This is a genomic window from Streptomyces sp. NPDC002055, from assembly GCF_040296705.1.
Lineage (GTDB): Bacteria > Actinomycetota > Actinomycetes > Streptomycetales > Streptomycetaceae > Streptomyces.
Map to the genome: position 1 here is coordinate 1 of NZ_JBEOXS010000113.1, position 8,485 is coordinate 8,485.

Sequence of the window (8,485 nt, forward strand, 5' to 3'; positions counted from 1 at the left end):
CTGCGCTCTCCTCCCTCCGCCTTGCGATCGCACGCACCGGACACCTCCGGCCCCGCCCTTCGGGCGGACGACGCTACTTTCGAAACACGCCCTAGCGCCGGCCGGGGCCCCGCGCTGCCGCGGGCCCTCCCGGTCGTCCCGGGTGTCGCGCGGTCCGGCCCGCCCCGCGACCCCATCCGGCCGCATGAACGGAGGTACCCGCGCTCACGGGTGTGTCCGAAACCAGCCATCGTCCCTCCTCGGGTCCGGCCGTATCGGGCTTCTCCTTCGGCTACCCCCGACAGCCGCTTCCAGACACGGCGTCGGCATGAACCGGACGACGGTCCGGGCGCTCAGCGCTCCCAGATCTTGAACGCCCGCACCTGGTAGGGCGATTGGGGCACCCAACTGCCGCCGCCCGGATACGTGTCGAATTCCCCGGTCTCCTCGCACGCGGCGGACTGGTAGCCGGTGACGGGCCGGCCGGTCCGGTTGGCCAGCGAGAGCGCGGCGCCGCGCGGGACGGGGACGCAGCTCTCGATGGCGGTGCCGGAGAGTTCGTAGGTGTGCCGGACGCCGCGGAAGTCGCCCTTCCGCCAGAGGCAGAGCTGCCCCGCGGCGCAGTCGCCGAGGGGCGGTCCCGCGGTGGGGGCCGCCCGGCCGGGGGCGGCCGGCGGTCCGGCCACGGCCGGTGGGCCGGCCGGGACGAGCAGGGCCGCGGCCGCGGCGGTGGTGGCGGCGGCGGCCAGGACGGCGGTACGCCGTGTCATGCGCATCTGGATCACTCCCCGTGACAGTGCCGGGCAGTCGGCGGTCCGTGACCGCCGCCCGGCGGGCTCGCCGTGAGCCTCGCGCAGCCCCGCCGCCGCTCCAAGGGCTGGGCGCCGATGCCACCCGGATAGGCGACAGCCCTGCCGGGCGGGCCCGGCAGGGCTGTTGACAGGTGCTCGGAGGGTGCGGGGGACGCACCGGCCGCGGGAGCCGCCGACGGGCGGCACCGGGATCAGAGGTGCGCTCCCCCGGCTCCCGCCTCGGCGTTCTCGCCGCGCTTGGTGAGGACGGCGACCAGGGCCGCCACGGCGGCGACGCACCCGGCGACGACGAAGGAGACACCCATGCCCGACACGAACGTGTCATGGGCGACGGCGGTGATCTTCTCGGCGATCGGCGGCGGGGTGCCCTTCGGGACCGGGGCCGCGCCCACGGAGACCGCGTCGGCGAGCTTGCCCATCTGGCTCTCCGGCACCGGGGGCAGCTTGGCGTCGGCCCAGTTGCCGGGCAGCGTGTCGTCCACGCGGCCCGCCATGACCGCACCGAGCACCGCCGTGCCGAGGCTGCCGCCGACCTGCATGGCGGCCTGCTGGAGTCCGCCGGCCACGCCGGAGTGCTCGATCGGGGCGTTGCCGACGATCACCTCGGTCGCGCCGACCATGACCGGGGCGAGCCCCAGGCCCAGCAGCGCGAACCAGAGCGACATCAGGCCCGTGCCGGTGCCGACCTCCAGGGTGGAGAGGCCGAACAGCGCGACCGCCGTGATCACCATGGCGCCGACCAGCGGGATGCGCGGGCCCACCTTGGTGATGAGGGCGCCCGCGGCCGGCGAGGCGACGATCATCATGGCGGTGAGCGGCAGCAGGTGCAGGCCGCTGTCGACCGGCGTCATGCCGTGCACGTTCTGCAGGTAGAAGGTGACGAAGAACAGCCCGCCCATGAAGCCGAACGCCATCAGCACCATCAGCACGGTGCCGGCGGAGAGCGGCGCGGAGCGGAACATCCGCAGCGGCAGCAGCGGTTCGCGGGCCTTGGCCTCCCAGACGACGAACAGCACGAAGCTGAGGAGCGCGAGGCCGAGGAAGAGCAGCGTCCGGGACGAGCCCCAGTGCCACTCAGGGGCCTTGATGAGCGCCCAGATGAGGCAGAACATCGCTCCCGACAGCAGGACGATGCCGGGTATGTCGAAGGACTTCGTGACGTTCTCGGCCCGGTGGTCCTTGAGGATCACCACACCCAGCACCACCGCGATCAGGCCGACGGGCACGTTGATGAAGAACACCGACTGCCAGTTGACGTGCTCGACGAGCAGGCCGCCGATGATCGGGCCGGCGGCGGTGGAGGCACCGATCACCGCGCCCCAGATGCCGATGGCCATGTTCAGCTTCTCGGCCGGGAAGGTGGCCCGGAGCAGGCCCAGGGCCGCGGGCATCAGCAGCGCGCCGAAGAGCCCCTGGAACACCCGGAAGAGCACGACGGCCGCGACGCTGTCGGACAGCCCGATGGCACCGGACGCGGCGGCGAAGCCCGCCACGCCGATCAGGAAGGTCTGACGGTGGCCGAAGCGGTCACCGAGCTTGCCGGCCGTGATCAGGGCGACGGCCAGGGCGAGCATGTAGCTGTTGGTGATCCACTGCACGTCGGCGAGCGATGCGCCGAGGTCCGACTGGATCGCGGGGTTGGCGATCGCGACGATCGTGCCGTCGAGCGCGACCATCATCACCCCGATGGCGACGGCGAAGAGCGTCAGCCAGGGGTGGCCCCGCAGCCCCGTGCGGGGCTCCGTGACGGGATGGTCCGTCGCCGCACGGGCGACGGTGGTCTGAGAGGTCATGTTCGGAGGCTAATGTCAGCGTCTGACAAATGACAAACAGATTCATGAGTCGGTGGCTGTCACCTTGCACACAGGTAGGGTGAGCAGCGAGAACGCGGCAGAAAGAGGGCCGACACGTGACGCTCGATCAGCCGGCGCCCGCCGGGGACACACCACCACCGACGGGCCTGCGGGAACTGAAGAAGCTGCGCACCCGGAACGCCCTGATGCGCTCCGCGCTGGAGCTGTTCACCACCCAGGGGTACGAGCGGACGACGGTCGACGAGATCGCCGAGGCCGTGGAGGTCTCACAGCGGACCTTCTTCCGGTACTTCGCCAGCAAGGAAGAGGTCGCCTTCGCCCTCCAGGACGCCGCCGAGTCCTACTTCCTCACGGCCCTGAACGAACGCCCCGCGGACGAGGCGCCGCTGACCGCACTGCGCAACGCCGTCATGTTCGTGTGGGACAGCATCGACCGGGCCATCGGCGAGACCGTGCCGCCCGAGCTGTACCTGCGCATGTACCGGACGATCGAGTCGACCCCCGCCCTGCTCGCCGTCCATCTGCGGCGCTCGACGGAGATGGAGGAGCGCCTGGCCCAGGAGGTCGCCCGGCGCGAGGGGCTGGACATCGAGGCCGACCCGCGGCCGCGGGTGCTCGTGGCGGCGTTCGGCGGAGTGATGCGGCTGACCGGGCAGCTCTGGGGGGCGGGCGAGGACGTGAGCATCGAGGCCCTCCGCGCCGTCACCGTCAGCTACCTGGACCGGATCGGGCCGGCGCTCGCCGGAGACTGGCGACCTCACGGTCCGTAGCCGTCACGGGACATCGTGCCGACGATAGCGCCCGATGTGACACTCATTGCACCCCAATGAAACGTGATCTCGGTCACGCCCTGCACGGGCCGCCCTCCGCTTCTCCTAGGGTGTCCCGCAGTGTCTTCTTTCCCTGAGCTCGGCTCCTCCACCCCCACCTGGTTCGGCGACTCCCCTGCATGGCGTGCGGTGCTCGCCCTGGCCGTGGTGTTCGTTCTGCTCGCGACCACCGGCTGGACCGCCGTCCGCCACCACCGGCCCGACCCCGGGCCGCGGCAGGCGGCACTCACCGCCTGGGAGGAGGGCTCCATCGACGGGCGCGAGCTCCCCGACCCGGAGGCCGGGCGAGGAGCCGTGGCCGGTTTCTTCGGGTCGCTGACGCCGAAGCAGCGGGCCGAGCTCGCTCAGCGCTATCCCCTGGTCGTCGGCAATCTCGGCGGCGCCCCGGTCGAGCTGCGCTACCGGGCCAACCGGATCGCGCTCGACGAGGCCCGGGACACGGCGAAGGAGCGGATGAAGGACCGCCGGCTCACCCCGGACGGCCGGCGGCAGGCCGGCCGGCTGATGAACCGGTTCACCTCGATGATGGGCAAGGACCGGCAGATCCTGGCCTTCGACCCGACCGGGCAGGGCCGGGCCGCCGAGGTCTTCGGTGACCTCTCGCGGGCCCGCCAGGTCTCGGTCGTGGTGCCCGGGGTGGACACGAACCTCACCACGTTCGAGCGCACCCAGCAGAAGAACCGGGCACCGGTCGGCATGGCGCGCTCGCTCTACCACGCCGAGCGCGCCGAGCAGCCCATGGCGCGCACCGCGGTGATCGCCTGGGCGGACTACACGGCCCCGGCCGGACTGGGCGTGGACGCCGCGACCGGCCGACTCGCCGAGGACGGCGCCGTACGGCTGCGCGCCCTCGTCGACTCCCTGCCGGGCGGCGCCGACCGGGTCTCGCTGTTCTGCCACAGCTACGGTTCGGTCGTCTGCGGCGTCGCCGCGCGCGACCTGTCGCCGAAGGTCACCGACATCGCGGTGGCGGGCAGCCCCGGCATGCGGGCGGAGAGCTACTCCGGGCTCGGCACCCGGGCCCGCGTCTGGGCCACCCGGGACTCCGACGACTGGATCCGGGACGTGCCCAACCTGGAGATCGGCGAGCTGGGCCACGGCGCCGACCCGGTGTCCGCGGGCTTCGGCGCCCGGGTGATCTCCGCGGACCGGGCCGTCGGGCACGCCGGGTACTTCGAGCCGGGCACCGACAGCCTGGAGAACTTCGCCGAGATCGGCGTCGGCGCACTGGGATCGATCACCTGTGCGCAGGGCGCGACGGCCTCGTGCACCTCCGGAACCACAGCACCCGAAGACGTTTGACGCGCGTAGCGCAGCAAAGGGGGACGGGCGGGCGACCGCCGCATACGATGAGCCGCATGGGTGATGTGCTGGCCGGTTTTCACACCGTCTGGGAGTTCGACACGGACTCCGTGCTCATCCGCTTCGAACGGGGGATCCGCACGCCGAAGCTGTTCCAGGTGCTCGGCGAGCGACGCATTCCCTACGAGGCGCTGGCGTCGGTGGAGCTCACGCACGGCAGACGGGGAACGGTGGCGCTGCGCGCCGTGCCCCGGCCCGGCGCCGACCCGCTGATGGACGTGGCCGACGGACAGCTCAAGCCGGGCTGCGACCCGTACCGGCTGGTGCTCCCCGCCGAGCGCGAGACGCTCGCCGAGTACTACGCCGACGCGATGCGCTCCGCCCTCGGCGAGCACGCGGCCGAACCGGCCGAACGGTACCTGGTGACGGCGCCGCCGCCCCCGATGAGCTTCAAGGCCTACGACGGCAAGGCGCACTTCAACGGGAGCGCGGTCTCGTTCCGCTGGTTCTGGACGGGCGCCTCCTCCGCCAAGTGGAAGGCCGGGGACCAGAGTTTCACGGTGCAGGAGCTTCAAAGCGTGGACTGGCGCTCGCCCGAGGTGCTGCACGGGCATCTGCGGCTGGTCCGCCGCGCGGCGCCGGACGCCGCCGGCTGCGCGGCGCACGACCCGCGGCCCGGTGCGGCCGACCAGGACCCGGCGGCCGTGGTCTTCGGCCTCGGCTACGGACTGGTGCACGAGTCGCTGCCGTTCGCCGCCTCGGTCCTGGAGGCCGTCCGGGCCGCCGAGCCGGAGCAGGGCCGCCTCGTGCCGGCGCCCCGCACGCCGTCGGCCCTCGCCGACAAGGCCCGGCCCGACCCGGCGGACATCGCGGACCGCATCCGGCACCTGGGCGCGCTGCACGAGGCGGGACTCCTGACGGACGACGAGTTCAGCTCGAAGAAGGCGGAGCTGCTCGCCGAGTTGTAGGGCCCGGGGCGGCCGAGCCGCCCCGGGGCGCCGTGCGGCGGGCCCCCGCGTGGCCCATTACGCAGGGCCCGTTACGCAGGGCCGGTTACGCAGGGCCGGTTACGCGCGGCCCGCTACTCGCGGCCCGCCGAGGTGAACCGCATGTCCGGGTAGCGCGTCCCGGCCACCCGGCCCGCGATGGGCTCCAGCAGCGCGAGCTCGTCCGCGGTCAGCTCGAGCCGGGTCGCCGCGGTGTTCTCCTCGATCCGGGTGCGCTTCCGGGTGCCGGGGATGGGCACGACCGGCAGACCGTGCGCCCCCGCCCGCTGCTGCACCCAGGCGAGCGCGATCTGGCCGAGGGTGGCGCCCCGCCGCTCGGCGATCCTGCGGACGGGCGCCAGCAGTTCGGCGTTGGCCGCCGCGTTGTCCCCGGTGAAGCGGGGCATGGTCTTCCGGAAGTCGTCCGTCGTGAGTTCGGTGTCGGCGTTCACGAAGGAACCGGTGAGGAAGCCCCGGCCGAGCGGCGAGTACGGCACGAAGGCGACGCCCAGTTCGGCCGCGGCCGGTACCACCGTGTCCTCCACGTCGCGGCTGAACAGCGACCACTCCGACTGGACGGCGGCGATCGGGTGCTCGGCGTGCGCGGCGCGCAGCTCGTCCCCGGTGACCTCGCTCAGCCCCAGATGCCTCACCTTCCCCTCCCGCACCAGCTCGGCCATGGCTCCGGCCGTCTCCTCGATCGGCACCTCGGGGTCGCGCCGGTGCATGTAGTAGAGGTCGATCGTGTCGACGCCGAGGCGCCGCAGGCTGCCCTCGACGCATTCCCGGAGGTACGACCGGTCGTTCCGGATCCCCCGGTACGAAGGGTCGTCCGGGTCCAGGACGATCCCGTACTTCGTGGCGAGCACGATCTCGTCGCGGTGCGCCCGCACGAAGGGGGCGAGGAACTTCTCGTTCTCCCCGAGGCCGTACATGTCCGCGGTGTCGTAGAGCGTGACGCCCAGTTCCAGCGCCCGCTCCAGCGTGGCCCGCGCCTCGGTGGCGTCCGTCGGGCCGTAGGCGAAGCTCATCCCCATGCAGCCGAGGCCCTGGACGCCGGTCCGCGGGCCGCCGGTGCCCAGCTCCACCGGTGCGATCCGGTCGGTCCTGCCGTTGTTGTCCGTGCTCATGGCCTTGCCTCACTCATCCGTTCCGCCGGTGCTCCCGCGCCGGCCACGCCGGCGTAGGTGTCGATCTTGTAGTCGAGGACCGCGAGGGTGTCGGCCAGTTCGTCGATCCGCCGCCGCACGTCCTCGCGGTGTGCCAGCAGCAGGTCCCGCCGCTCCTCGACGGTGCCGTCGCCCAGCCGCACCAGCTCCGCGTAGCGGACCATGTCCGCGACCGGCATCCCGGTCAGCCGGAGCCGGCCGACGAACGCGAGCCAGTCCAGATCCCGGTTGCGGTAGCGCCGCTGGCCGGTGTGCGACCGGTCGACGTGCGGCATCAGCCCGATCCGCTCGTACCAGCGCAGGGTGTGCGCGGTCAGGCCGGTGACGGCCGCGACCTCGCTGATCGTGTAGCGGTCCGCTCCGGCCGGGCGGGGATACGGGTCATCGGCCCCGGTGCACTGGAGCACCCGTGCGGGCACCCCCTCCGTCACGGTCATACCGTCCCCCGTCCCTCGCAGGTCTTCAGCGTTGCGCCAACGCCCTCTCGACGACGTCAACGCTAAAGAGTTGGAGCGCACTCCAAGCAAGCGCGAACAACCGGCGTTTTCCGGCCAACGGGCCGGGATCCGGCCGGTTCCGTACGCTCCCCGGCCCGGTGCCGGGCGTCCGGTGCCCCGGGTTAGGCTCGGGCCATGCAGAGCGTGAGCATGATCGAGAACTGGCCGGTTCCCACAGCGGCGGCCGCCGTCGTCCGCGCCGACGGCAGCGTCGCCGGGTCGCACGGCCCGGTCGACCACCGCTTCCCGCTCGCCTCGGTCACCAAGCCGCTCGCCGCCTACGCCGCGCTCGTCGCCTACGAGGAGGGCGCCGTCGAGCTCGACGAGCCCGCGGGCCCCGAGGGCTCCACGGTGCGGCACCTGCTCGCGCACACCTCGGGCCTCGCCTTCGACGAGCAGCGGGTCATGGCCGGGCCCGGCACCCGCCGGCTCTACTCCAACACCGGCTTCGAGGCTCTCGGCGACCACATCGCCAAGGCCACGGACATCCCCTTCGCCGAGTACCTGCGCCAGGCGGTGCTGGCGCCGCTGGGCATGACCGCCACCGACCTGCCGGGATCCCCCGCCAAGGACGGCGTGTCGACCGTGTCCGACCTGGTCCGGTTCGCGGCGGAGCTCCAGGCGCCGCAGCTGCTGGACCCGCGGACCGTCGCCGAGGCGACCGCGGTGGTCCACCCCGGCCTGGCGGGCGTGCTGCCCGGCTACGGCCACCAGCGGCCGAACGACTGGGGGCTCGGGTTCGAGATCCGCGCCGCCAAGTCGCCGCACTGGACGGGCTCGGCCTCCTCGCCCCGGACCTTCGGCCACTTCGGCCAGTCCGGGACGTTCCTCTGGGTCGACCCCGACGCGCGGCTGGCCTGCGTGGCACTCACCGACCGTGCCTTCGGGCCCTGGGCCGTTGAGGCCTGGCCGGCGTTCACCGACGCGGTGCTGGGCGAGGCGTCCGGCCGCTGAGCCTCGGTGCTGGGTGCCGTTGCCGGGTGTCGGGTGTCGTTGCCGGGTGTCGTTGCCGGGTGTCGTTGCCGGGTGCGGGTGGTTTTGGGTTTCGGGGGTGGGGGCTCCGGGGTGGGGGTTCCGGAACGTATATTTACGGGCC

The 8,485-nt window shown here is 72.8% G+C and carries 8 protein-coding genes; 4 read left to right on the top strand and 4 right to left on the bottom strand.

Features of this window, described 5'->3' with window-relative positions; translation table 11 throughout:
- Positions 1–332: 332 nt before the first annotated feature.
- Positions 333–755: a peptidase inhibitor family I36 protein gene (locus ABT112_RS34285; RefSeq protein WP_351515726.1), complete on the bottom strand. Its 423-nt coding sequence runs from the start codon at positions 753–755 to the stop codon at positions 333–335.
- 227 nt (positions 756–982) lie between these two features.
- Positions 983–2,584, bottom strand: a complete 1,602-nt coding sequence (locus ABT112_RS34290) for an MFS transporter (protein ID WP_351515727.1) — start codon at positions 2,582–2,584, stop codon at positions 983–985.
- 116 nt (positions 2,585–2,700) lie between these two features.
- Here ABT112_RS34290 and ABT112_RS34295 point away from each other — a divergent pair, with 116 nt between their 5' ends.
- The 3 genes from ABT112_RS34295 (at position 2,701) to ABT112_RS34305 (ending at position 5,705) form a co-directional block, all read left to right on the top strand.
- On the top strand, positions 2,701–3,375 hold the full coding sequence (locus tag ABT112_RS34295; protein ID WP_502975528.1) for a TetR family transcriptional regulator: 675 nt from the start codon (positions 2,701–2,703) through the stop codon (positions 3,373–3,375).
- A gap of 120 nt (positions 3,376–3,495) precedes the next feature.
- On the top strand, positions 3,496–4,737 hold the full coding sequence (locus ABT112_RS34300; RefSeq protein ID WP_351515728.1) for an alpha/beta hydrolase: 1,242 nt from the start codon (positions 3,496–3,498) through the stop codon (positions 4,735–4,737).
- 56 nt (positions 4,738–4,793) lie between these two features.
- Positions 4,794–5,705, top strand: coding sequence for a DUF4429 domain-containing protein (locus ABT112_RS34305; protein ID WP_351515729.1), 912 nt, complete (start codon positions 4,794–4,796; stop codon positions 5,703–5,705).
- Positions 5,706–5,818: 113 nt separating this feature from the next.
- On the opposite strand, the gene ABT112_RS34310 is transcribed toward ABT112_RS34305, so the two are convergent.
- Together ABT112_RS34310 and ABT112_RS34315 are read right to left on the bottom strand one after the other, a co-directional pair.
- On the bottom strand, positions 5,819–6,853 hold the full coding sequence (locus tag ABT112_RS34310) for an aldo/keto reductase (protein ID WP_351515730.1): 1,035 nt from the start codon (positions 6,851–6,853) through the stop codon (positions 5,819–5,821).
- Positions 6,850–7,329 carry a MerR family transcriptional regulator gene (locus ABT112_RS34315; protein ID WP_351515731.1) on the bottom strand — a complete coding sequence of 160 codons (480 nt, stop codon included), beginning with the start codon at positions 7,327–7,329 and terminating at the stop codon, positions 6,850–6,852. Before ABT112_RS34315 ends, ABT112_RS34310 begins: the two co-directional genes overlap by 4 nt.
- 195 nt (positions 7,330–7,524) lie before the next feature.
- On the opposite strand from ABT112_RS34315, the gene ABT112_RS34320 reads away from it, so the two are divergent.
- Positions 7,525–8,343 (top strand): serine hydrolase domain-containing protein, encoded by an 819-nt coding sequence (locus ABT112_RS34320; protein ID WP_351515732.1) that lies wholly within the window; start codon positions 7,525–7,527, stop codon positions 8,341–8,343.
- The last annotated feature ends 142 nt before the right edge of the window (positions 8,344–8,485 follow it).

Coding starts and splice junctions, on each gene's coding strand:
- ABT112_RS34285 (WP_351515726.1), bottom strand. CDS start 755: ATGCGCATGACACGGCGTACCGCCGTCCTGGCCGCCGCCGCCACCACC.
- ABT112_RS34290 (WP_351515727.1), bottom strand. CDS start 2,584: ATGACCTCTCAGACCACCGTCGCCCGTGCGGCGACGGACCATCCCGTC.
- ABT112_RS34305 (WP_351515729.1), top strand. CDS start 4,794: ATGGGTGATGTGCTGGCCGGTTTTCACACCGTCTGGGAGTTCGACACG.
- ABT112_RS34310 (WP_351515730.1), bottom strand. CDS start 6,853: ATGAGCACGGACAACAACGGCAGGACCGACCGGATCGCACCGGTGGAG.
- ABT112_RS34315 (WP_351515731.1), bottom strand. CDS start 7,329: ATGACCGTGACGGAGGGGGTGCCCGCACGGGTGCTCCAGTGCACCGGG.
- ABT112_RS34320 (WP_351515732.1), top strand. CDS start 7,525: ATGCAGAGCGTGAGCATGATCGAGAACTGGCCGGTTCCCACAGCGGCG.